This is a genomic window from Lautropia mirabilis (genome assembly GCF_900637555.1).
GTDB lineage: Bacteria > Pseudomonadota > Gammaproteobacteria > Burkholderiales > Burkholderiaceae_E > Lautropia > Lautropia mirabilis.
The window spans coordinates 1,894,743-1,918,165 of record NZ_LR134378.1 but is presented as its reverse complement, the minus strand read 5'-3'; the positions used below and the strand labels follow the sequence as shown (position 1 = coordinate 1,918,165).

Here is a 23,423-nt window from a genome sequence, read left to right as displayed (position 1 = left end):
CGGCTGGCCACCAAGGACTGCCCATGGCCCATGCCGATGCCCTGATGCGATCAGGACCCGGGCTGGCGCCGGCGTAGCTTCAGCTCGCTGACCAGCACCCCGGTCACGATCAGCGCGCCCCCGGCCAGGGCCAGCAGCGGCAGACGTTCACCGGCTGCATAACCGGCCAGCCCGCCCCAGACCGGCTCACCGGCGTAGATGACTGTGGCCCGGGTGGGCGAGACCGTTTTCTGGGCCCAGTTCATGCCCAGCTGGATGAGGATGCTGCTGAGGCCCAGCCCGATAGCCCCCACCAGCCACACCCAGGAAAATTCCGGAACCGATTCGCCCAGAACGGGCATCAGGAGAAACGACAGCAGTCCGGCTGCGTACAGCTGAACGACCGTCACCCGCCCCAGGTCCACCCGGCCGGCGTAGTGCCCGATCAGGATGATCTCGAAGGCGATGGCCACCGCCCCAGCCAGCGTCACCCATGCCCCGAAGGTCATGCCGAACTCGCCCTCCTGGGGACCTGCCATCAGCACCAGCCCCGCAAAGGCCAGCGTCACCCCCACCAGGTTCATGGCCGACGGTCGGCGACGCATCACCAGCCACTGCAGCAGCGGCACCATCGGCACATACAGCCCGGTGATGAAGGCCGACTGACTGACCGGAATCGTCTTCAGCCCCCAGGTCTGCAGCACATAGCCCAGGCAGATGCTGATCCCGATCACCATGCCCGCCACCAGATCCTGCCGGGTAAGACCCTGCAATCGCTTCCAGAACACCAGCGTTCCAACCAGTCCGGCCGTGACGAAGCGCAGCCCCACGAAGAACAGCGGCCCGCTGTGCTGCATGGCCAGCTGGATGATGAGAAAGGTGCTGCCCCAGAAGGCCGTGACGGCCACCAGCGCCAGCTCCTGGCGCGACAGCGAAAACGGAGAGGGGGACTGCGGGGATGAAGATGTGGATGGGGGCGAAGGCGATGCCCCGGACACGGCAGGCTGCGTACTCATGCCCGGGATGATACGGCCCGCCCAAGGCTGAAAGACCCGCCCTGAACTCTGGAAAACCCGATGCGTGCCTGGCGTGCCCGGCCCTTCGGCACCAGGCACGGCGGCTTCGGGCCGCGATCTGAGCCCTGTTCTCCAGGCCTTGAACAGTGCGCGCCGCGCTTTGGAGCGATGTTTCAGGCGTGCTTGTTGCGGTTCTTGGCCCCGCCCTGGCGCGCCTTGAAGCGCGGGTTGGACTTGCAGATGATGTAGATGCGCCCACGCCGCCGCACCACCTGGCAGTCACGGGCACGTTTCTTGGCTTCCTTCAAGGACGACAGGACCTGCATGGTTTGGGCTCCTCATGGCGTTTCATCAAAACGCTAATGATACTGCATTAGCAATAAGAGCCAAGAGGCACCTGCTCTCTGTCCGCGGAACTGTCGTCATGAAGGCACATGGCGAGGGCGCCGCACGATGAAAGCCCCCTCCTATCCCGACTTCGGACATCGCCCTTCCCCATCTTTTTATGGGGCTGTCCTTCACCCTGCGATGTGACAGAATGTTCCAGTCAATTACTTATCTCACAACAAGACCGCTTGTATTGGGCAGGATGTATCGATGTCTTTGCGAAACCTCGACGATCTGCACGTTCTGGTACGGGTTGCCGACAGCGCCAGTTTCTCGGCAGCCGCCCGTAGCCTGCAACTGGATCCAAAGACCGTCAGCAAGCAGATCGCGCGACTGGAGAACGCGCTGGGCACGCCCCTCTTCGAGCGCAACACGCGCAATCTGCGCATCACCGACGAGGGACGCACCATTGCAGCGCGTGCCCGCTCGGTGCTGTCCATCCTGGACGAGATCCAGCAGGTGGGCCAGGGTGACGACGACACGCTGCGCGGCGTCATCCGGCTGACGGCACCGGCGCCGTTCGGACGCAAGCACGTGGCCCCGGCCATCGCCGAGTTCAGTCGCCGGCACCCACAGGTCGGCTTCGACCTTCGCCTGACCGACCGGATGGTGGACCTGTACGGCGACGGCTTCGATCTGGCCATCCGCCTGGACGAGCCGACCGATTCGCGTCTGGTGTCCACGCCGCTGGCACTCAACCGCGGCATGCTGGTGGCCTCACCAGGCTATCTGGCCGCCCACGGCACGCCGCATCGGCCTGAGGATCTGAGTCGGCATCAGGCCCTGCTGCCGGCCGGCGCGGACGGGGCGCAGACCACCTGGGCCCTGCGCCAGGGACGGCGGGAACGGACGGTGGTGATGAACGGGGCGCTGGGCAGTGACAGCGGCGACATCCTGCACGCCTGGTGCCTGGCGGGGCTGGGCATCTCGCTGCGGGAAACCTGGGACATCCACGATGCTCTGCGCAGCGGACGCCTGGTACCGGTGCTGCCGGACTGGACCGTGCCCGTCACCCACATCAGCGCCGTGCGGGCGCGGCGCGACCCGGTCCCGCGCCGGCTGGACGTCTTCATCGAATTCCTGGCCCGGCGCTGGCGGGAGGCGCCCTGGAACACCGACGCGGCACACTGACCATCGATCTGCCCCGTGGGCCCCGGGCAGCGGGAAGCCTCCAGGGTGCCGAACTGCCCCGAGCCCCGGATCGCCCAGGGGGCCAAATGCTCCCCAAGCTCCTGACTGCCTGGACTACTAGACTGCTCAGGCCCCCAGACTGCCCGGGCTCCCGGATCGCACGGCTCACGGGTTGCCATCACGTTACCATCGTGTCTGGTTCCCAACGCTTGCCTGCCCGCCATGTCCTCCGTCGATCTCTCCGCCCACACGCCGATGATGCGCCAGTACCTGAGCATCAAGGCCGAACATCCGGATGCGCTGCTTTTCTACCGGATGGGCGACTTTTACGAGATGTTCTACGAGGATGCCCGAAAGGCGGCTCAGCTGCTGTCGATCACACTGACCAAGCGTGGCACGTCGGCCGGCGAGCCAATCCCGATGGCCGGGGTACCCGTGCAGGCGCTGGAGCAGTACCTAGCGCGGTTGGTGGCGCTGGGCCAGTCGGTGGCCATCTGCGAGCAGATTGGCGATCCGGCCGCCAGCAAGGGGCCCGTGGAGCGGAAGGTGATCCGCACCATCACCCCCGGCACGCTGACGGACGCGCAACTGCTGCCAGAACGCGAGGACCGGCCGCTGGCGGCGCTGGTGTTCTCCGACGCAGGGCGGCGAGGTGCCCGGACTACACCGCTGGTCACGCTGGCCACCGTGGTGGCCGCCAGCGGGCGCTGCACGCTCACCACCCTGCCCGAGGCCGAGCTGGAAGCCGAGATCGAGCGGATCGGCCCAGGCGAGCTGCTGGTGTCCGAGGCGGCGGCACGCAACAAGTCGGTGCTGCTGGAGCGTCTGCGCCTGCATGCCCGCACCACGCCGGTGATGCCCATCCTGGCCAGGCCGGACTGGCAGTTCGACGTGGCGCGTGCCGGTCGCACCATCTGCGAGGCCCTGGGCATCCAGACGCTGCACGCCACCGAGCTGCAGGAGGACGAGGCCGGCCAGGCCGCCATCGGTGCGCTGCTGGTCTATCTGGGTCAGAACATCGGCCAGCCCTTCCGGCACCTGCAGCCCATCGAGCGCGTGCGGCGCGAGGCGCACATCATCATCGACCAGGTGGCACGCCGAAATCTGGAACTGGTACGCCCGCTGCAGGAGGAACAGGGGCCGACGCTGCTGTCGCGGATGGATGTCTGCGCCACCGCGGCCGGCAGCCGGCTGCTGCGCCAATGGCTGCTGGCACCGCTGCAGGACCGCACCGCCGTGCACGCTCGCCAGGCGCTGGTGGCGCTGCTGCTGGAAAAGGACATGGCACAGCCCATCGGGCGGCTGCTCTCGCAGGCGGCCGACATCGAGCGGATTGCGTCGCGCATCATGCTGGGCAGCGCACGGCCGCGCGAGCTGGTGGCGCTGCGCGACAGCCTGCCGGTCCTGGGTGCCTGCGTCTCGCAGCTGCAGGCCCAGCTGGATGTTCCGGGCGCTGAGACCGAGCCGGCAGCCCTCACCGCGTTGCAGCAGCTGGCCCAGGCAGCCGACATCGATCCGGCCATCGGCGAACGGCTGTCGGCCACACTGCTGGACGAGCCAGCCACGATGATCCGCGACGGCGGCGTGATCCGCCCCGGCTTCGATGCCCAGCTTGACGAGCTGCGCGACATCGACGCCGGCTGCGACGGCTTTCTGGCCGAGATGGAAGCGCGCGAGCGCGAGCGTACCGGCATCGCCACGCTGAAGGTGGGCTACAACAGCGTGCACGGTTTCTACATTGAGGTGGGCCGCAGCCACGCCGACCGCATCCCCACCGAGTACCGGCGCCGCCAGACGCTGAAAGCGGCCGAACGCTACATCACACCCGAACTGAAGGCCTTCGAGGACAAGGCGCTGTCAGCCCGTGAACGGGCACTGGCGCGCGAGCGGGCGCTCTACGAGCAGCTGCTGACCGAGCTGGCTCCACATACACCGGCCCTGCAGCGGCTGGCCGCCGGCCTGGCCCACCTGGATGTGTGCCAGGCCTTTGCCCAGGTGGCCGGGCAGTCGGGCTGGAGTCGGCCGGGCCTGCTGGCCGTGCCGGGACTGCTCGTGAAAGGCGGACGACACCCGGTGGTGGAAGGCATGGTGGAGCAGTTCATTGCCAACGACTGCGAGCTGACGCCGCAGCGGCGGCTGCTGATCATCACCGGCCCCAACATGGGCGGCAAGTCCACCTACATGCGGCAGGCAGCCCTCATTGCCATTCTGGCCTGGTGCGGCAGCTTCGTGCCGGCCACCGCCTGCGAAGTCGGCCCCATCGACCGGATCTTCACGCGCATCGGCGCATCCGACGACCTGGCCGGCGGCCGCTCCACCTTCATGGTGGAGATGACCGAGGCAGCCGTCATCGTCAACGCCGCCACCGAACGCTCGCTGGTGCTGGTCGACGAGATCGGCCGGGGCACCTCCACCTTCGACGGACTGTCGCTGGCCCACGCGATTGCGCGCCACCTGCTGGTGCAGCGCCGTTGCCTCACGCTCTTTGCCACGCACTACTTCGAGCTGACGAGCCTGGCTGCGCACGAGGATGCAGCCGTGAACCTGCACCTGTCGGCCACCGAGCACAACGGGCGCATCGTGTTCCTGCATCAGGTCCAGCCGGGGCCGGCCAGCAAGAGCCATGGCCTGCAGGTGGCCAAGCTGGCGGGGCTTCCCGCCGGGCTGCTGCGCCATGCCCAGACACTCCTGCAGGCGCTGGAAGAGAACGCCGCCGACCAGGGCCCCCAGCTGGACCTTTTTGCAACGGAAACCCTGCAAGACAGCACTGTTGCATCAGACGTACCGGCATCCGACACGCAGGAGTGCGAAAATGGAGGGGAACCCTTCTCTTCGCTCAGGGCCGATGCCGCGGCACAGCAGGTGCTGGACGAGCTTCGGGCGCTGGATCTGGACGCGATCACGCCCCGCCAGGCCGCCGAACAGCTGCACCGCTGGCGCGAGGTCCTGCAGCCATCAGGATCATGAGCAACAGGCCGATGCAACCCGTCCCTCCCGAAGTGCCTCCGTCCGCCTCGCGGCGGCGGGCCTTGCGGAAGATGACGGCCGCCGTCACCGCCCCGCCCCTGGCCGCAGCCTCGCTGCTGGCCACCGCACGGGCCGATGCCCCCGTACCCCAGTTCGACGCCAAGGCGCTGTCCGAGCTGGACAGCATCCATGAAGCCCAGGGCAAGCCCGCTGACACTTCCGGCAAGCCCGTTCCCCCACATGAGGGCTGGGGCAGCGGCACCGTCCCCTTCGATGGCCAGGACCGCGCCTTCACCTTCGGCTTCATCGGCGACACCCCCTACAACCGGCTGGACCAGCAGGGCCTGAAGCGGGTGATGGCAGGGCTGGACGACACGGATCTGGAGTTCGTCCTGCACGTGGGCGACATCAAGAGCCGCGGTGAGCGCTGCTCCGACATCCTGCTCTCGGACCGGGTGGAAATGATGGATCGCAGCCAGCATCCGCTCATCTACACGCCCGGCGACAACGAATGGACCGACTGCGGCTGGATCGACCCGGACGATCCCTATGCACCGGGCACGCCGCTGGAGCGCCTGCACTGGCTGCGCTCGCGCGTCTATCACCACCCCGAGTCGCTGGGCGCCCGTCGCATGCGCGTCGAGCAGCAGCGCCAGATGATCCCGCAGCTGTCGGTGCGTGACTCCAACAGCCTGGAACAGCCCCGCCTGCCCGAGAACATGCGCTGGCGCATCGGATCGCTGCAGTTCTGCACCATCCACGTGGTGGGCAGCAACAACGCCATGTTCTCCACCCCCGCCATGCGCGAGGCCTGGGCGCTGCGCCAGCAGGCCAACGCCATCTGGCTGACCGAGACGGCCGTGCTGGCCAAGCGCTATGGCGCACGGGGGCTGGTCATTGCCACCCATGCCAACATGGGCTTCGAGGCCGCCCGCAACGACGGCTGGACGGCCACGCGCCAGGCCATCATCGCCACGGCAGCGGACTTCGGCGGACCCGTGGCGCTGCTGCATGGCGATACCCACATCTTCCGCACCGACCGCCTGCTGCTGCGCTCCCACGGCCTGGAAAACTTCATCCGGGTGGAGTGCTTCGGCTCGCCCTTCACCTGGCAGTGGGTGACCATCCGCTGGAACCCGGAAGCCGCCATGCCGGATCGCCCCGATCCGGAACGCGGGCCGGCCTTCCGGGTCTATACCCACCACGCCTGAGGGCGGCCATCGGTCCACGGCAGGCGAGGAAGCCACGGCCCCGTGCTCGCCTCCAGGCACGGGGTCTGGACGTTCTCTCACACGTGCGAAGGGCCGTCCAGGCCCCTGCGCCGAACTGCGCCGGCGGCCCGCCCAGCTGGAAAGCGCCCACCATGTATCACCATCTTTCAGACAGTCGATCTGCATGACAGCACGTATCAAAAGGTACAAGCGCTTACCATCCCGCCTCCGCCCACAACATGGCCGGCACAAAGGGCATCGGTCGGGGTGCTACCATCAATTGTCGACTTGACATATGGCAATGCGGAAGACGGCAGATGTCCTTCCACTTTCCGCATTTCCCTGGCGTGCCAGCCAGCGTCGGCATGTCGATCAGGCCAGTCCTGTTCAACTCCCCTAATCGAGAGAAAAGAGAACCATGCGTAAACTGATCTTTGCGGCTCCGCTGCTCGCCCTGGCCCTGGTTGCCTGCCAGAAACAGCAGGATCCTGCCGCCGAAGCCGCCCAGAAGGCTCTGGACGACGCCAAGCAGAACGCCTCGCAGGCCGTGGATTCCGCCAAGGAAGCCGCCTCCAAGGGCGTGGAAGCTGCCAAGGACGCCGCTGCCAAGGGCATGGACAACGCCAAGGAATCGGCTGGTGCCGCCATGGACAACGCCAAGCAGCACATGCACGACGCCAAGGACGCTGCCGCCGAGAAGATGGATGCGGCCAAGGACGCCGCTTCCGAGAAGATGGGCGCTGCCAAGGACGCTGCTTCCGAGAAGATGGATTCCGCCAAGGATGCCGCGGCCAAGGCCGTTCAGAACGCCAAGGACGCTGCCAAGCAGTGATCCAGGTGGTCTGATCCTGCCTGTGCGGGCCTGAACGCCGTTCGGGTCCGCCCAACCAGGCAGGATGCAGCCTTCAGGACGCCACACCAGGCGTCCAAAAAATCGCCCCGATGGCACAGGCCGCCGGGGCGATTTTTTTGCGGGCAGAACCACCGGAAGGCCCCCTGGGGCCCTCCTTGTGATGTCAGCGCAGGTTCTCGTTCAGGATGCGGATGATCTCGTCGGCCACGCGGCGATCTTCCTCGCGGGAAGGCTGCTTGCCGTCGGCCAGCAGCACGCTGACGGCCGTCTCGCCGCCCTCACCCCGCACCAGCAGCTGATAGTGCTGGCCGGTGAGATCCTTGCGTTCACCCGAGAAGATGCGCGACCACGTGCCCTGCGTCTTGTCACGGCGCTGCGGGTCCACATAGATGATGTTGTAGACCCCCTGCTCGCGGTTGCGATCCTCGATGCTGAAATCGAGCCGGTCCAGCACCACGCCCACCGAACGCCAGCTGCGATCGAAGTCCTCGGACAGCACCAGATGGCTGGGCTGGCCTTCCTGGGTCACGATGCGTGCGCGGGATTTCTCCGCCGGCTGGGCACCCGCAGCAGGTGCCGAAGCCGCGGCTGCATCCGCCCCCTGACCGCTGGCTGCACCCGTGGCATCGGCCTGTGCGGTACTGCCCAGCTGTCCATGGGCGAAGGCGCTGTCCAGCCGCGCCAGCATCCGCCGCAGGTACTCCACCTCCAGCTCGGTACGGTTCTCGTTGTTGGGCACCCAGATCGACTGGTCCTTGTTCGAGCCGCGCAGCTGCTCCTCGCGACCGTAGTAGGTCAGGTAGATCTCGGTGTCGCCTCCCTCGGTGCGCTCCAGCCGGGTGCGGTACTTGTCACGGTCACCGGTGGCATAGACGGCCCCGGTCTTGCGGGACAGGATGCCGCGCACGCCATCGGTCTCGACCCGCTGGTAGCGCTCGGCCCAGTCGGTCTCCATCAGGCCCAGCCGCGGCTGGGAGACTTCCAGGTTGAAGCCCTGCACGGCCCAGAAGTCCAGCAGGATGGGCCAGACCTTCTCGGGCGGCGCCTTGACGGAGATCCAGCGCGTGGGACCGTCACGATGGATGCGGGCCTCGGCACGCTCGGGCAGCACGTTGCCGGCGCTGGGCACCCCGTCGCCATTGGCACGAGCGTCCTCGCGTTGCCGGTTGAAATCGGACAGGCTCTGGCTTTCCTCGGTGCCCGGCAGCGTGTAGCGGCTGTCGGCCTTGGGCGCCACCAGATCGGGCGGCACGTCCAGGCCGGGCCCGCGCCGGGCATTGCGGTACTCGACGTTGTCGGCGTCGAGCGAGTCACGCAGGACGGAGCAGCCGCCCAGCAGCAGGAAAGGCACCAGCAGGGCTGGCCAGACGGCCCGCGACGGGCGGCGCACGGAATCGGACATCAGACAAGGACTCCCGAGGTTTTCAGGGCATCAAGCACGCTGGCCTGGCCGGCAGGCGTGAGCGGCGACAGCGGCAGACGGACCGTCGGGCCGGCAATGCGGCCCATGCGGGCCAGCGCCCACTTGACCGGCACCGGGTTCGGTTCCGAGAACAGCCGCTCATGCAGCGTGATGAGCTTGCGGTTTATGGTGCGCGCCTTGGCAAAGTCGCCCGCCAGGGCGGCGGCGCACATGTCGGCCATCTGCTTCGGTGCCACGTTGGCCGTGACCGAGATGACACCGTCGGCGCCCATGGCCATGAGCGCCAGCGCGGAATCGTCGTTGCCGCTGTAGACGGCAAAGCGCTCGGGCAGGCGGGCCAGCAGCGACGCGCCCCGGCCGATGTCGCCCGTGGCGTCCTTCAGCCCGATGATGTTGGGGTTGTCGGCCAGCCGCAGCACGGTGGCATTGGAGATATCGGCCACGGTACGGCCAGGCACGTTGTACAGGATGACGGGCAGACCGCCTTCCTGGGCCACCGTGGTGAAGTGGCGGTACAGGCCCTCCTGCGAGGGCTTGTTGTAATAGGGGGCCACCTGCAGCGTGGCGTCCACCCCCACCTCGAAGGCATGGCGGGTGAGCTCGATGGCCTCGCGCGTGGAATTGGCACCGGTACCGGCGATGACCGGGACCCGGCCGCGGCAATGTTCAGCGGCGACCCGGATGAGTTGAGCGTGCTCCTCGACGCTGACAGTGGGCGATTCTCCGGTGGTGCCCACCGCCACGATGGCGCTGGTCCCGGACTCGATGTGCCAGTCGAGCAGGTTGCGATATGCGTCGAAATCCAGTGAGCCATCCGCCTTCATCGGCGAAACGACCGCGACCAGACTGCCTTGGATCTTCATGATGGCATCTCCCGATGGTGTGGCATCAGTGGCCGGGCAGGCAGGACGGAAGTGGCCCACCCGGCGGCGGTGCCGCCCATTCTAGCGCAGCGACTGCGGCTGGTTGCTGCGCCAGGCCACCATCCGCTGCACGATGGCCTGTCGCGGCTGGCTGACACTCCCCTGCTCGAAGGCGCAGACACGCAAGGCCGCCCGTCGGGCCGCGATAAACAATTCGTCGGGCTGCAGCAGGTGGCCGGGTCTCGACGGCCTACCATAGCGCCCATGCCCCTGGGCAAAGGTCTCGTAGATCAGGCAGCCGCCGTCAGCCAGCCGCCCCAGCAACAGATCAAGTCTCGGACGAAACAGATACCTGGTGATGACAATGACCGCAAAGCGCTCCGAGCCCCAGTCCCAGGCATCGGCTTCCAGATCGGCCACGCGCGCCTCGATGCCCGGTATCCGGTTCAGTGCCAGACAGGCCGGATCGCGGTCCAGCGCCAGCACCGAATGCCCCCGCTCTGCGGCCAGCCGTGCGTGCCGCCCGCGCCCGCAGGCAAAGTCCAGCACCCGACCCGACCCGCTCGCTTCGGGCAGCCAGCGCCGCACCCAGTCACTGGGGCCGTCCGCATCCGGACCAGCCCCTGCATCGTTTCTCGCTTCGTTGTTCATCAGCATGATTCCGGAAAACCGGGCTGGCCTCGTCGCGGCCAGCCTACGGCTGGCACAGGTGCCGGCCCCCCAGGGCGGAGGCCGTTGACGTGGCAGCACCTGCATTGCAACGATTCTATGAAAACCTGCGCCGCCTGCGCCGGCGGCTGCTCGTGTTCATCCTGCCCAGCGCCGTGGCGCTGCTGATCATTCTGGGGGGCGAGCTGTACCCGGAATGGATGCGCACCTACATGATGTACCTGGCACCGGTGGCGCTGTTCGCGCTCACGGTGTTTGCCTACAGCCTGCTGAACACGTCCGAGGACCTGCGGGCCGAACGGGCCGTGAACCGCCGGCTGCAGGAACTGCAGGCCCAGTACGGTCTGGCCGAAGGGCTGGCACACGTGGGCTCGTGGGTGTGGGATCAGAAGACGAAGATGATCCACATGAGCGGCGGCTGCTACAACGTGTTCGGTCTGGAAAAGGAGCACGGTTCGGTCTCGCAGCAGGCCTTCTTCATCTGCGTGCACCCCGAGGACCAGGAAAAGTTCAAGAGCGAGCACCGTCGCCAGAGTGCCCGGCAGGAACGCATCGACCTGGTGTTCCGGTACGTGAAGGACGGCTCCACCCCCATCTGGGTGCGCTGGGTGGGCACGCCCGAGCTGGGTGAGGACGGCCAGCTGGCACGCATCGCCGGCGTGGCCCAGGACATCACCGAGAGCAAGGCCGCCGCCGACCAGCTGGCCGACGAGAAGGCCAAGTACCTGACCCTGACCGAGCTGAGTGCCGACTGGGACTGGGAGCTGGAGCCGGACTTCCGGATCCGCGAGATCTCGAAGCAGATTCCGGACCTGCTGCGTGACTGGTCCGATGCCATCACGGGTCACTATTTCTGGGACCTGACGACGGTGAACATTCCCTGGGCCGGCGAGACGCAGCTGGCCCAGAAGCTGGCCAATGACGCACGTGCGGCCAACAGCAATCCCCCCGCCCGACGTCGGAACGACAAGACACCGGAGCAGGACGCGCGAATCCTGCCGGAGCACCTGCAACAGGCGCGCGAGATGCTCCTGCAGGACCCGCATGCCGGCTGGAAGCTGTGGCATGCCACCCTGCAGCGGGGTGAACGCATCCGTGACTTCGAGTTCGGCATCCTCACCAAGGGTCGCCTGCTCACGCTGTCGCTGTCGGGGCGCCCGATCATCGACGAGAAGACCGGGCAGCTGCTGTACTACCGGGGCGTGGGCCGCGACGTGACGCGCGAGAACCACCAGAACCTGCTGCTGCGCCTGGAGTCCGACATCGTCAAGCTGCTGCAGGAGCTCGACGCACAGGGACAGGACGAATCGGTCGTGGTGCGCGAGGTGATCACCCTGGTCTGCCGGACGCTGAACTGGGCGGGCGGCCTGCACATGCGCCCGGTCCCGGAAAGCTCGCGGGTCACCATCGAGGAGAAATGCGGCACCCCGGCCGTCCAGGAGATGCTGTCGGCGCTGGGCAAGGAGATGCTGCTGCTGGCAAACTCGCCCGAAGCCATGGTGCTTCGCGAGGGCGCCCTGCTGTGGCTGCACCGCAAGGACGGCAACAGCGCCGAGTTCTATGCCCGCTACCAGATGGAGCGGCTGGGCCTGAAGGCCGCCCTGCTCGCCCCGGTCATGGACAAGGGCAAGGTGCTGTCCGTCCTGCTCTTCTTCACCCCGCAGAGCTTCGAAGGCAACTCGCTGGTCGTGGATCTGGTCGGCATGCTGTCGCGGCTGCTGTCGCAGTACATGGAGCGGCAGCGGCTGGAAGCACAGCTGCGCCGCCAGTCGCAGCACGATGCGCTGACCGGCCTGCCCAACCGCAAGTACCTGTCCGAACGACTGGAAAAGCAGCTGGAACACAAGCAGCCGCTGGCCGTGCTCTACATCGACCTGGACCGCTACAAGGCCATCAACGACACCCTGGGCCACCAGGCCGGTGACCAGGTGCTGGTGGAGATGGCACGCCGATTCAAGGACACCATCGGCCCTGGCAACATTGCCAGCCGCGTGGGCGGTGACGAGTTCATTCTGGTGCTGCTCAACCAGAACGACGCGAAGAAGGTGGAGCACATCGCCCGCCAGGTGCTGGCAGCGGCCGAGCGCCCCTTCATCCTGCAGGAGCGCGCCCACTTCCTGTCGGCCAGTATCGGCGTGTCGCTCTCGCCGCAGCACGGCACCGATGCGGGCACGCTGATCAAGCGTGCTGACGCCGCGATGTACACGGTGAAGTCCGAAGGCCGCAACGACGTGCGCTTCTTCAGCCCCGACCTGAAGTCCGCCAAGGTGGCACAGGTACAGTTGAGCAGCGAATTCCCGCTGGCCATCGAGCGCGGCGAGGTGGAGCTGCACTACCAGCCCGTCATCTCCAGCTTCGACCTGCAGGTGGTGGGCATGGAGGGCCTGATCCGCTGGCGCCACCCCACCCAGGGGCTGTTGCTGCCCGACCAGTTCCTGCCCAGTGCCGAGCAGAGCAACGCCATGAAGCAGCTGGCCAGCTGGACGATCCGCCGCGCGCTGCAGGACCGCCAGAAGCTGGACCTGCATCGCTACGGCAACCTGGTGGTGTCGGTGAACATCTCGCCCAACCAGATCAACGAGGACCGCTTCCTGGCGCAGCTCAAGGGCATGCTGGACGAATACCAGGTGCGCCCCGAGATGCTGCGCCTGGAGCTGACCGAGAACACGCTGATCGAGGCTTCCAGCCGCACCATCGCCCAGATGACGGCACTGCGCAAGCTGGGCGTGCAGGTGATGATCGACAACTTCGGCACCGGCTATGCGTCGCTGTCCTACCTGCGCAACCTGCCGGTCAGCGGCCTGAAGATCGATCAGGGCTTCATCCGCGGCCTGCCCGACGACCGGGGCAACGCCGCCATCATGCAGGCCATCATGACGCTGGCCGAGAAGCTGAAGCTGCAGGTGATCGCCGAGGGTGTGGAAACCGCCCAGGAAATGCACGCCCTGCGCGAGCTGGGCTGCCGCATGATGCAGGGTCACTTCATCAGCGCTGCCCTGCCCCCGCAGAAGCTGTCCGAGTACCTGAAGAAACGCGAACTGACCGGCGTGGTGTGATCCCGCATCACGCGGGACCACGTCCGATGCGCATCAGCCCTCGGCCAGCTGCTGGAGGGCTGCCACCACGGCCGGCTGGCGGTCGGCCGGCACGGGCTGGAGGTACGCCTGCTGGGCGGCCCAGCCCTGCGGGTCGGCCTTCAGACTGCCGATGCAGGCACCACATGCCTTCGGATCGGCAAAGCCCAGGCTCTGCAGCAGCGGCTCGGCATCGCCCACCTGCAGCTTGAAGTAGAAGAGGCCATCCTTCTCGCGGTACTGCTTGAGGACCGGTCGGGCGCCACGGGCCCCCGTCGCGGCTCCGGAAGCAGCCTGAGCGCCACCCGCCTGTGCCCCCACCAGCGAGCGGATGCCCACCGCCTCGCGCACCGCCTTCACCAGCGGCACGCACACCGCCCGCGCCTTCTCTGCACCGGCCTCCAGCACCTTCTCGATGCCGGCCGGATCGGCCATCAGCGCCTCGTAGCGCTCACGCATGGGCGAGAGCATCCGGTCCAGCATCTCGAAGAGCTGCTGCTTGGCATCCCCCCAGCCAATGCCGTCGGCAAAGGCCTGGGCAAAGGCTGCGGTTTCCTGCGGGGTGGCAAAGGCCTGGTAGAGCTGAAAGAGCGCCGAGCCGTCGGTATCCTTGGGCTCGCCCGGCTGGCGCGAGTCGGTGACGATGCTCATGATGAGCCGCTGCAGCTGCCGGCGCTCGGTGAAGAGCGGGATGGTGTTGTCGTAGCTCTTGCTCATCTTGCGGCCGTCCAGGCCCGGCAGCGTGCCCACCTGCTCGTCGATCTGCACTTGGGGCAGCGTCAGCACCTCCCCGTACAGGTGGTTGAAGCGCTGGGCCACGTCCCGTGCGATCTCCAGGTGCTGCACCTGGTCCAGCCCCACCGGCACCCGGTTGGCACTGAAGGCCAGGATGTCGGCCGCCATCAGCACCGGGTACATGTAGAGCCCGGCCGTCACGTCGGCATCCAGGTCCAGACCGGCCTCACGGTTCCTGTCGTTGGCCGCCTTGTAGGCATGCGCACGGTTCAGGAGCCCCTTGGAGGTCACGCAGGTCAGGTACCAGCACAGCTGCGGGATCTCGGGGATGTCGGACTGGCGGTAGAAGGTGACGCGTTCCGGATCGAGCCCTGCCGCCAGCCAGCAGGCGGCGATCTCCAGCGTGGAGCGCTGGATGCGGGCCGGATCGGGACACTTGATCAGCCCGTGCAGGTCGGCCAGGAAGTAGAAGCTGTCGGCATTGCCGCTGCGGCTGGCAGCAATGGCCGGGCGAATGGCGCCTGCATAGTTGCCCAGGTGCGGGCTGCCGGTGGTGGTGATGCCGGTGAGCACGCGTGGCAGGGAGGGCTTGGCAGATGACATGGTGAGGCGGATGGATGCGGAAAATGGAATCTCCGCATTCTACGTGTCCTCGACGGGCCTCAGCGCAGCATGGCCTCCACTGGTCCCAGGCCCACGCGCTGGATGACGGGCTCGTCACCCGTCACGTCAATGACGCTGGTGGCCTCCAGCTGTCCGGCACCGCCGTCGACCAGCAGGTCGATGCGCTTGCCGATGCGGTCCTCGATGTCGTCCGGGTCGGACAGCGGATTCTCGTCGCCCGGAAGGATCAGCGAGGCACACAGGAGTGGCACGCCCAGCTCGGCCAGCAGCGCCTGCACGATGGGGGCCTCCGGCACCCGCAGGCCTACCGTCTTGCGCGACGGGTGCATCAGCCGGCGCGGCACCTCACGTGTGGCGGGCAGGATGAAGGTGTAGGCGCCCGGCGTCCACTCCTTCAGGAAGCGGAACTGGCGGTTGTCCACCTGCGCGTACTGCGACAGCTCGGACAGGTCGCGACACAGCAGCGTCAACAGGTGCTTCTCATCGATGCCGCGCAGCTGACGCATCCGGTCAACGGCCGTGCGGTCTTCCAGGTGACAGGCCAGCACATAGCTGGCATCAGTGGGCAGCGCCACCAGCGCGCCGGTCTGGAACTGTTCGGCCACCTGGCGGATGAGACGGGGCTGCGGATTGACGGGATGGATCTCGATGCGTTTCATGTGGGGCCTCTTGGCAGACCATGAAGAAGTGTTCCATCCGTTCGGGCCCCCGATGGCGACCCGGACACCGGTGGCCATGCACACGGCCGGCCGGGATGAACCCGGATGGAATGGGCGCTGCGACAGCATCGCCCTGACAGGGCCATTTTGCAACAGATCGCGGCTGGCGCGATGCCATGCCGTGCCGGCGCGTTCGCATGTGCCGTGTCCGAAAGCAACCGGCGCGCGGGCAGAACCCGTGAATCCGAGCGCTCAGACGCGAATATCCGCCAGCTCCGGCCAGCCGTCCCAGATCGGGGTGAGATCGGACGGCAGCGGCGGCATCTGGCCCACGTCGAAGCGGCTCTCAACAGGATCGTGAAAGTCCGAGGCGCGTGACGCGGCCAGCTCCAGCCGGCGCGCCCAGCCCGCGAACCGCTGAACGTCCGCCGGTGCGTGACCACCCGAGATCACCTCGATGCCCTGCCCGCCGGCCGCCTTGAAGTGCTCGGCCAGCGCCCACAGCCGTGTCTCGTCCAGCCGGTAGCGTGCCGGATGCGCCAGCACCGCCACCCCGCCCGCGCCCCGGATCCAGCTCACCGCCTCATCCAGGCTGGCCCAGCGCTGCGGCACATAGCCGGGCTTGCCGGGCACCAGCCAGTTATCGAACACCTCGCGCTGGCTGGCGCACAGCCCCAGCGCCACCAGGTGCCGGCCAAAATGGCTGCGCGAGATCAGGGCCGGGTTGCCCACGTACTTCAGCGCCCCTTCCCAGGCATCGGGCACCCCGCAGCGTTCCAGCTCGGCCGCCATCTCGCGCGCCCGCTCGGTGCGCCCCGCCCGGTTGGCCTCCAGCCCGGCCAGCAGCGTCGCATCCTGCGGATCCACCCGCAGGCCCACGATGTGGATGGTCTCGCCCGCCCAGGTGATCGACACCTCCACCCCCGGAATCAGCACCAGCCCCTCGGCCCGTGCAGCCGCCCGCGCCTCGGGCAGGCCATCCAGCACGTCATGGTCGGTCAGCGCCAGCATGTCCACCCCGTTGGCACGGGCACGCTCCACCAGCGCCGTGGGCGAGAGCATGCCGTCAGAACGGGTGGTGTGGCTGTGGAGGTCGATGTTGAGGTGATCGGCGGGCATGAGACGGATTGTTGCACGTGGACACCTTTGGACGGTTGGCCGACCACAACAGCCGACTGCAACGGGGCCCTCCGGGGCCTGAATCACCCAGCATCACCCAGCGCACGTGCGCTGAAAGGCAAAAGCTGACACCCCTCCTCGACCCCGGTCTGTCGCCATCTCACGCCGCAGCCCTTCCGACCCTAGGCTCGCACCCATCTTCTGACATGAGTGATGATGAATGAAGATGCTGAAAGATGAACAAAATGTAAAGACATTTCCAGCTTCTCGTGTAATAAAAATGGTCAGTCGGATCCCTGATATTTTGTTTGGCTGTCCGATCACGATCCGTCGAGGAGCCACCGAATGACCGATTCTTCCAAGCGAAACCGGAAACATCATGCCGGCATGGGCGCACTGCCCTGCAAGGGGGGCGTTTTCTTCCGCGTCTGGGCGCCGCATGCGGATCAGGTCTGGGTGACGGGAGATTTCAATGACTGGTCAAAGACCGAACACCCGCTCGTTCATGAGGGCAACGGCTACTGGTATGCCGAAGTCAAGGGCGCCAAGGCCGGTCAGGAATACAAGTTCGTGCTCCGCAATGGCGATACCGTGCTGGAGCGGATCGACCCGTATGCCCGTCAGGTGACGAATTCGGTCGGTCACGGTGTGATCTACGATCCGGCCGCTTTCGACTGGCAGGGCGATGACTTCCAGGTCAGTTCACACAACGAGCTCGTGATCTATGAGCTGCATATCGGCTCTTTCCATGTGGAAGAGGAAGGCCGGCCGGGGGGATTCGAGACCATGCTGCAGCGGCTGGATCATCTGGTGAAGCTCGGGGTCAATGCCATCCAGATCATGCCGATCGCCGAGTTCGCCGGAGATTACTCCTGGGGCTACAACCCCGCCCACATCTTCGCGGTGGAAAGTGCCTATGGCGGGCCGGACGGCTTCAAGCAGCTCGTCCGGGAGGCGCACAAGCGCGGCATCGCCGTCATCCTGGATGTGGTCTACAACCACTTCGGCCCGAGCGATCTCGACCTGTGGCAGTTCGATGGCTGGCAGGAGAACGACAAGGGCGGCATCTACTTCTACAACGACCACCGCTCGAAGACGCCCTGGGGGGACACTCGCCCGGACTACGGCCGTGGCGAGGTTCGTCAGTTCATCCACGACAACGCGATGATGTGGCTTGAGGACTACCACGTCGACGGCTTGCGCTGGGACATGATCCTCTACATCCACAGCGTGAACGGGGACGGCGGCGAGACGATTCCGGAAGGCTGGAGCCTGATGCAGTACGTGAACCAGGACGTGCGCAAGCGTTTTCCGGGCCGGATCATGATCGCCGAGGATCTGCACAGCAATCCGGCCATCACCGCCGACCCGGACCGGAGCGGTGCGGGCTTCCATTCTCAGTGGGATGCACAGTTCGTGCATCCGATCCGCGAGATGGTGATCCAGGCCGATGATGCAGGCCGCTCGATGGAGGCGGTGAAGACGGCCATCACCTACCGCTATGAGGAAGATGCCTGCAATCGCGTGATCTACAGCGAGTCACACGATGAGGTGGCCAATGGCAAGGCGCGCGTTCCGCAGGAGATCAACAACGATGATCCGACGGGCTGGCATGCCCAGAAGCGCTCGACGCTGGCGGCCGGGCTGCTGTTCACCTCGCCCGGCATCCCGATGATCTTTCAGGGACAGGAATTCCTGCAGGGCGAATGGTTCCGTGACAATGTGCCGCTCGACTGGCACATGAACGAGGAGTATCACGGCGTGGCCCGCATGTACCGTGACCTGATCTGGCTGCGGCTGAACCGGGATGGCGTCAGTCGTGGGCTGTGCGGACAGAATGTGGCCGTCACGCACGTGAATGATCAGCAGAACCTGATCGCGCTCCAGCGCTGGGACCAGCACGGTGACGGGGATGACGTGATGGTGATCGCCAATTGCGGCTACGAGGTGAAGGAAGGTTATCGCATCGGCATGCCGCAGAGCGGCGAATGGAAGCTGCGTTTCAATTCCGATGCGTCGATCTACAGCGATGATTTCCAGAACACCCTCAGCACCCATCTCACGGCCACGGATGAGGCCCAGGATGGCCTGCCGGCCAGCGCGGAAGTGACGATTGCGCCTTACAGTGTGCTGATCTACAGCCGCGACCCGTCCTGATGACCTGCTGAACCGGGAGATGGCGCATACGGGGATTCGTGTGTGTCATGCGCCCTCTTCGCCTGTCACTCGCCCCACCTTTACCTTGCCGCCATGAAAAAGCCTGCCGCTCTGAAAGAGCTGGCAGGCCTTGTCGGGAACCAGGTAGGCACCCCGGACGATGAAAGGGCATCCGGTTGCCTGCGTGGCACCCTTTTCCGGCGGGGGCTCCCACCGGACGGAGGAGATCAGTTCTTGTTGCTGATGGGGCAGGTGCAGATGCCCAGCATCCGATACAGCGGGCAGAAGCGGAACAGACCAGTCAGCAACAGGATGATGCCCAGCCACCCCCACCATCCTACGGTGTTGGTCGCGGCCAGTGCGATCAGCACGATGCCGATGATGATGCGCAGTGCTCGGTCGATGCTGCCAACGTTCAGTTTCATGATGACTCCTTGGTGATCGGACAATACAGACAAACGGTTGAGGCCGTCATGGCCTTGCGGTTCCAGGGCATCCTGACCAGCAGGCGGGCCAGACCGCAGAAGCCCGAGATGCCGGCAAACATCAGCCCTGCCCCGACGAAACCGGACAGCAGGTGAATGAAGTCATGACTGATCGCTGATCTTATAGAAAACGCCTGAATTGGCAACATCCAGACATCTGATTGTGTGAAAGGCAGCAGCATCAGCAGGGCACAACGGGCGTCCCGTGTCTTTTCCAGCGACAGCACGACCTGGTTCGTGGCGAGACGGGCGGCGCCCGTCAGGCTTGCGATCCCCTGGACGGTTGGGCGACCACAACCACCGATCTGAGACCATCGCCCTTGACCGGCTCTACACTATCCCCTCAACAGCCATTTCAAGGAGACCCCCATGCCCCTCTACACCTTGGGCCCCAAGCACCCCACCCTGGCCCCCGATGCCTGGGTGGCCCCCTCAGCCTCGCTGATCGGTGACGTGCGGCTGGAGGCCGGCACCAGCATCTGGTTCGGCGCAGTGCTGCGCGGCGACAATGAGCCGATCACCATCGGCGAAGGCAGCAACGTGCAGGAAAATGCCGTGCTGCACGTGGACCCGGGGGCACCGCTCGTGCTGGGCAGCAACGTTACTGTAGGCCACCAGGCCATGCTGCACGGCTGTACGATCGGGGACAACAGTCTGGTGGGGATTCAGGCGGTGGTCTTGAATCATGCGCGCATAGGCCGCAACTGTCTGGTGGGTGCAGGGGCGCTGGTCACGGAGGGCAAGCAGTTCGAGGACGGCTGGCTGATCCTCGGCGCACCGGCCAAGGCGGTGCGCCCCCTGACGGCCGAGGAGATCGCCGGGCTGGCGAAATCGGCCGCAAACTATCAGGCGCATGCGGCGCGCTACAACAGAGAACTGACAGAATGGATTCCCTGATTCGATTCGGATTCAACGGGCGGGTGCGTGGCCAGGTGGTGCGGCTGGACAAGAGCTGGCTGCCCATCGTCACCCATCACCAGCGCTACGGCGAGCGTGACGTGCCACCCACGGTGCGCGAGCGGCTGGGTGAGCTGACCGCGGCCGGGCTGCTGCTGGCCTCGTCGTTGAAGTTCGACGGCAGCCTGCTGCTGCAGATCCAGGGCACCGGGCCGGCGCGGCTCTTCGTGGCGGAATGCCAGGCCGACGGGCGCTTTCGCGCCACGGTAAAGCTGCAGGACGGCACGGCCATCCCGCACGATGCCTCTTTTGGCGATCTGGTGAATCCGGACGGCAATGGCCGTTTTGCGGTGACGCTGCTGCCAGCCAGCAACAGCTCGGACGCATCCAAGGGGCTGGACAACCCCTACCAGGGCATCATCCCCTTCGAGGGGGACACGGTGGCCGAGGTGCTGGAAAACTACATGAGCCTGTCGGAGCAGCTGCCGTCACGGCTCTGGCTGGGCGCCAACGAGCAGAGCGCCTTCGGGCTGCTGCTGCAGGTGATGCCGGGCACGTCCGACCAGCTGGCCACCGACGATGAGGAAGGCCGGATGCTGTGGGAGCAGGTGCAGGCACTGGCCGACACGCTGACCCGAGAAGAGATGCTGACGCTGCCGCCCGAGGAAGTGCTGCGCCGCCTCTTCTGGGAGACGGACATCCGCGCCTTCGACCAGAAGAAGCCCCGCTTCCAGTGCACGTGTTCGCGCGAGAAGGTGGCAGGCATGCTGAAGATGCTGGGCCGCGCGGAGGTGGAGAGCATCCTGGAGGAGCAGGAAGGCGCCATCCAGGTGAACTGCGAGTTCTGCCGGCTGCCGTACCGCTTCGACACGCAGCAGGTGGCAGCGCTGTTTGCCGATCCGCAGGCAGACGAAAAAACGTCAGTGTCGTGAGCTGTCGCGCCCGGTTTCACGACACGGGCGCGTGGGCCGCAACAACCATGATGGCAGGCCGCGCCGGGTGGCCGCCACGTGGGCCTGCTGTATCTGGCCTGCTCCCTCTGGTCCACCGTCCTGTGGCCAGCTGCGGCCCAGGGTCAATGCCCGGTGGCCGGTGAATCGGGAGCCGGGTTGATCTGCACGAAGATCTCGTCCGGCTTGACCATGCCCAGGCCATAGCGGGCGCGTTCCTCGACGGCAGAGCGGCCGGATTTCAGGTCCTCGACCTCGGCCTCCAGGCCCTCGTTGCGCAGGCGCTTGCCGGCGTTGACCTCACGCTGCAGGGCCAATGACTGATCCAGGCGCCAGACACGCGACCAGCTGCCCTGGCCCAGCCACAGCGGGTACTGGATGAGTACGAGCAGACCGACAAGGACGACGAAGAGCAGGCGCATGGTGGCAGACGGGTCGACGGCGCGCCGACGAAAGGGAATACGGAAAGAAGTGGCAAAAAGGGCCGGCTGGTTTCACCGGCCACGGCCCCCCTTGGGGGAGGCTGCGGCCAGGACCTGTCCGGCCCTGTCCGGGAGCCCGGCATGAAGCCGGGCCCGAACCGCGATCAGCGGCGACGGATGCTGTAGAAGGCGTCGCGGCCCGGGTAGACGGCGGTTTCGCCCAGATCTTCCTCGATGCGCAGCAGCTGGTTGTACTTGGCGATACGGTCGCTGCGGGACATCGAGCCGGTCTTGATCTGCAGGGCGTTGGTGGCCACGGCGATGTCGGCGATGGTCGTGTCCTCGGTCTCACCGGAGCGGTGCGAGACCACGGCGGTGTAGCCGTGGGTCTTGGCCAGCTCGATGGCGGCGAAGGTCTCGGTCAGCGTGCCGATCTGGTTGACCTTGATGAGGATCGAGTTGGCGATGCCCTTGTCGATGCCCTCGCGCAGGATCTTGGTGTTGGTGACGAACAGGTCGTCGCCCACCAGCTGGACCTTGTCGCCCAGGCGCTCGGTCAGGTGCTTCCAGCCATCCCAGTCGTTTTCGGCCATGCCGTCCTCGATCGAGATGATCGGGTACTTGGCCACCCAGTCGGACAGCAGCTTGGTGAACTCAGGCGCGGTGAGAACCTTCTTCTCACCGGCCAGATGGTATTTGCCGTCCTTGTAGAACTCGCTGGAGGCGCAATCCAGACCCAGGGCGATGTCTTCGCCCGGACGGTAGCCGGCCTTCTCGATGGCCTTCACGATCAGCTGCAGGGCCGCCTCGTGGTGATCGACCGACGGGGCGAAGCCGCCTTCGTCACCCACCGAGGTCGGCATGCCGGCGTCATTGATGAGCTTTTTCAGCGCGTGGAAGGTCTCGGCACCATAGCGCAGGGCTTCCCGGAAGGTGGGGGCACCCAGCGGGATGATCATGAATTCCTGCAGGTCGAGGTTGTTGTTGGCGTGGGCGCCGCCGTTGATGACGTTCATCATCGGCACGGGCAGCGACATCTGGCCCGAGCCACCGAAGTAGCGATACAGCGGCAGGCCGGATTCCTCGGCAGCGGCACGGGCCACGGCCATGGACACGGCCAGCATGGCGTTGGCGCCCAGGTTGGCCTTGTTGTCGGTACCGTCCAGCTCGATCAGGGTACGGTCGACGTAGGCCTGTTCAGTGGCATCCAGGCCCAGCACGGCCTCGGAGATTTCGGTGTTGATGTTCTCGACCGCCTTCAGCACGCCCTTGCCGCCGTAGCGCTTGGCGTCGTTGTCACGCAGTTCGATGGCTTCGCGGGAGCCGGTGGAAGCACCGGACGGCACGGCGGCACGACCCATCACACCGGATTCGAGCAGGACATCGCACTCGACGGTGGGGTTGCCGCGCGAGTCGATGATCTCACGCCCGATAATGTCGACGATTGTACTCATTGGCCTTTCTCCTCAATCTAAGCCTTCAACACAGATCATGTTGAACTGTGCGGTTGCGCCTGCCCGCGTGGCGCGGGCCTGGCGGTACTGCTCCGAATCATAGTACCGGCGGGCCGCGTCCATGTCATCGAAACGGATGATGACGATGCGCTCGGGTTTCCAGTTGCCCTCGAAGACATCCACCTGCCCGCCCCGGGCGACGAAACGCCCGCCCCCGGCCGCGGTGGCCCGGGTGGAGAGTTCGCGGTAGGCGGCGATCTTCTCGGCGTCGGTGACACCGGCGATGTCGGCGATCACGTAGGCTGCCATGGGGTTACCTCCCTGGAAATCTATGACATTCCTTTACCT

The 23,423-nt window shown here is 66.2% G+C and carries 21 protein-coding genes; 8 read left to right on the top strand and 13 right to left on the bottom strand.

Features of this window, described 5'->3' with window-relative positions:
* Nucleotides 1-50: 50 nt before the first annotated feature.
* Together EL249_RS07820 and ykgO are read right to left on the bottom strand one after the other, a co-directional pair.
* Nucleotides 51-995, bottom strand: coding sequence for a DMT family transporter (locus EL249_RS07820; protein ID WP_050781838.1), 945 nt, complete (start codon nt 993-995; stop codon nt 51-53).
* Nucleotides 996-1,168: 173 nt separating this feature from the next.
* Nucleotides 1,169-1,321, bottom strand: a complete 153-nt coding sequence (ykgO, locus tag EL249_RS07815) for a type B 50S ribosomal protein L36 (RefSeq protein ID WP_005673278.1) — start codon at nt 1,319-1,321, stop codon at nt 1,169-1,171.
* Nucleotides 1,322-1,592: 271 nt separating this feature from the next.
* Between ykgO and EL249_RS07810 the strand changes: the two genes are divergently transcribed.
* From EL249_RS07810 to EL249_RS07795, 4 genes are all read left to right on the top strand, one after another.
* The gene (locus EL249_RS07810; RefSeq protein ID WP_005673279.1) at nt 1,593-2,513 is read left to right on the top strand and encodes a LysR family transcriptional regulator; all 921 of its coding nucleotides are present in this window, start codon (nt 1,593-1,595) and stop codon (nt 2,511-2,513) included.
* Between the two features lie 222 nt (nt 2,514-2,735).
* Nucleotides 2,736-5,480, top strand: coding sequence for a DNA mismatch repair protein MutS (mutS, locus tag EL249_RS07805; protein WP_005673280.1), 2,745 nt, complete (start codon nt 2,736-2,738; stop codon nt 5,478-5,480).
* 11 nt (nt 5,481-5,491) lie between these two features.
* A complete protein-coding gene (locus tag EL249_RS07800; RefSeq protein ID WP_169311669.1) occupies nt 5,492-6,691 on the top strand; it encodes a metallophosphoesterase family protein in 1,200 nt (399 codons plus the stop codon).
* Nucleotides 6,692-7,109: 418 nt separating this feature from the next.
* Nucleotides 7,110-7,523, top strand: a complete 414-nt coding sequence (locus tag EL249_RS07795; protein ID WP_005673282.1) for a hypothetical protein — start codon at nt 7,110-7,112, stop codon at nt 7,521-7,523.
* Between the two features lie 184 nt (nt 7,524-7,707).
* Here the strand turns inward: EL249_RS07795 and bamC are convergent, their stop codons facing one another.
* From bamC to EL249_RS07780, 3 genes are all read right to left on the bottom strand, one after another.
* A complete protein-coding gene (bamC, locus tag EL249_RS07790) occupies nt 7,708-8,946 on the bottom strand; it encodes an NlpB/DapX family lipoprotein (protein WP_005673284.1) in 1,239 nt (412 codons plus the stop codon).
* Nucleotides 8,946-9,830 carry a 4-hydroxy-tetrahydrodipicolinate synthase gene (dapA, locus tag EL249_RS07785; protein ID WP_040529800.1) on the bottom strand — a complete coding sequence of 295 codons (885 nt, stop codon included), beginning with the start codon at nt 9,828-9,830 and terminating at the stop codon, nt 8,946-8,948. Before dapA ends, bamC begins: the two co-directional genes overlap by 1 nt.
* An 81-nt stretch (nt 9,831-9,911) precedes the next feature.
* Nucleotides 9,912-10,481, bottom strand: a complete 570-nt coding sequence (locus EL249_RS07780; protein WP_050782056.1) for a class I SAM-dependent methyltransferase — start codon at nt 10,479-10,481, stop codon at nt 9,912-9,914.
* 89 nt (nt 10,482-10,570) lie between these two features.
* Between EL249_RS07780 and EL249_RS07775 the strand changes: the two genes are divergently transcribed.
* Entirely contained in the window at nt 10,571-13,555 is a 2,985-nt protein-coding gene (locus EL249_RS07775) for a sensor domain-containing protein (protein WP_126348141.1), read from the top strand.
* 33 nt (nt 13,556-13,588) lie between these two features.
* Here EL249_RS07775 and EL249_RS07770 read toward each other — a convergent pair whose 3' ends face one another.
* The 3 genes from EL249_RS07770 to EL249_RS07760 all read right to left on the bottom strand — a co-directional run bounded on the left by EL249_RS07770 (nt 13,589) and on the right by EL249_RS07760 (nt 16,710).
* Entirely contained in the window at nt 13,589-14,911 is a 1,323-nt protein-coding gene (locus tag EL249_RS07770) for a tryptophan--tRNA ligase (protein ID WP_005673289.1), read from the bottom strand.
* A gap of 59 nt (nt 14,912-14,970) precedes the next feature.
* Complete coding sequence (locus tag EL249_RS07765; RefSeq protein ID WP_005673291.1) at nt 14,971-15,591, bottom strand: L-threonylcarbamoyladenylate synthase; 621 nt, start codon at nt 15,589-15,591, stop codon at nt 14,971-14,973.
* A gap of 252 nt (nt 15,592-15,843) precedes the next feature.
* Nucleotides 15,844-16,710, bottom strand: coding sequence for a PHP domain-containing protein (locus tag EL249_RS07760; protein WP_005673292.1), 867 nt, complete (start codon nt 16,708-16,710; stop codon nt 15,844-15,846).
* A gap of 345 nt (nt 16,711-17,055) precedes the next feature.
* On the opposite strand from EL249_RS07760, the gene EL249_RS07755 reads away from it, so the two are divergent.
* Entirely contained in the window at nt 17,056-18,867 is a 1,812-nt protein-coding gene (locus tag EL249_RS07755) for an alpha-amylase family glycosyl hydrolase (RefSeq protein WP_005673293.1), read from the top strand.
* Nucleotides 18,868-19,094: 227 nt separating this feature from the next.
* Here EL249_RS07755 and EL249_RS07750 read toward each other — a convergent pair whose 3' ends face one another.
* Both EL249_RS07750 and EL249_RS13200 read right to left on the bottom strand, forming a co-directional pair.
* On the bottom strand, nt 19,095-19,292 hold the full coding sequence (locus EL249_RS07750; RefSeq protein ID WP_005673294.1) for a YgaP family membrane protein: 198 nt from the start codon (nt 19,290-19,292) through the stop codon (nt 19,095-19,097).
* The gene (locus EL249_RS13200; protein WP_040529802.1) at nt 19,289-19,579 is read right to left on the bottom strand and encodes a YgaP-like transmembrane domain; all 291 of its coding nucleotides are present in this window, start codon (nt 19,577-19,579) and stop codon (nt 19,289-19,291) included. Before EL249_RS13200 ends, EL249_RS07750 begins: the two co-directional genes overlap by 4 nt.
* A gap of 142 nt (nt 19,580-19,721) precedes the next feature.
* Between EL249_RS13200 and EL249_RS07740 the strand changes: the two genes are divergently transcribed.
* Nucleotides 19,722-20,249 carry a gamma carbonic anhydrase family protein gene (locus tag EL249_RS07740; protein ID WP_005673296.1) on the top strand — a complete coding sequence of 176 codons (528 nt, stop codon included), beginning with the start codon at nt 19,722-19,724 and terminating at the stop codon, nt 20,247-20,249.
* A complete protein-coding gene (gene hslO / locus EL249_RS07735) occupies nt 20,237-21,181 on the top strand; it encodes an Hsp33 family molecular chaperone HslO (RefSeq protein ID WP_005673297.1) in 945 nt (314 codons plus the stop codon). The genes EL249_RS07740 and hslO overlap by 13 nt, the downstream gene beginning before the upstream one ends.
* A gap of 143 nt (nt 21,182-21,324) precedes the next feature.
* Here the strand turns inward: hslO and ftsB are convergent, their stop codons facing one another.
* From ftsB to EL249_RS07720, 3 genes are all read right to left on the bottom strand, one after another.
* Nucleotides 21,325-21,621, bottom strand: a complete 297-nt coding sequence (gene ftsB / locus EL249_RS07730) for a cell division protein FtsB (RefSeq protein WP_005673298.1) — start codon at nt 21,619-21,621, stop codon at nt 21,325-21,327.
* 164 nt (nt 21,622-21,785) lie between these two features.
* Complete coding sequence (gene eno, locus EL249_RS07725; RefSeq protein ID WP_005673299.1) at nt 21,786-23,075, bottom strand: phosphopyruvate hydratase; 1,290 nt, start codon at nt 23,073-23,075, stop codon at nt 21,786-21,788.
* Between the two features lie 12 nt (nt 23,076-23,087).
* Complete coding sequence (locus EL249_RS07720) at nt 23,088-23,384, bottom strand: DUF1330 domain-containing protein (protein WP_005673300.1); 297 nt, start codon at nt 23,382-23,384, stop codon at nt 23,088-23,090.
* Between the last annotated feature and the right edge of the window lie 39 nt (nt 23,385-23,423).